A 399-nucleotide genomic window follows, 5' to 3' on the forward strand; every position below is an offset into this window, starting at 1 on the left:
CCGAACGAATGGCGGTCGTGTTCAGGACTTTCGTCGTGAAAGCGTGCCCGTTCTCGTGCACGCTCATCCGCACTCCCTCTCGCAGCGAGCGCTCGGAACGCTGTTATCCGGACATAGTTCGCGGCGCCGGGGTCGACCGCAACAGCCATCACTGTCGGGCGAAGCGATTTCAACTCCCCAAGCCAGATCATCCGCAGCAGAAATGCCTTCAACTCGTCATTGTCGGCGTACTTCTTAAGAAGCACATCTATGTCTTCCGCGATATCGGAGTTGGAGAAGCGCTGTACCGCGGAGTAGTCGTGCATGCTCCGGCCAGAGCTACCGGCTGAAATCTGCTCGCACACCTCTGTCAGGACATACCGGCGCACGTCTACAGGAAGCCTTGCCGGATCCCCTCCT

General features: G+C 58.9%; 1 protein-coding gene. It reads right to left on the reverse strand.

Going from position 1 to position 399, the window contains the following annotated elements; genetic code table 11:
• Window positions 1-305, reverse strand: a 305-nt coding sequence (locus ACFHWW_RS34370) for a hypothetical protein (protein WP_379943865.1), incomplete at its 3' end; no start/stop codon positions are given.
• Window positions 306-399 lie beyond the last annotated feature (94 nt).

Origin of the sequence: Sinorhizobium sp. P24N7 (genome assembly GCF_042436655.1) — a bacterium.
GTDB lineage: Bacteria > Pseudomonadota > Alphaproteobacteria > Rhizobiales > Rhizobiaceae > Sinorhizobium > Sinorhizobium meliloti_A.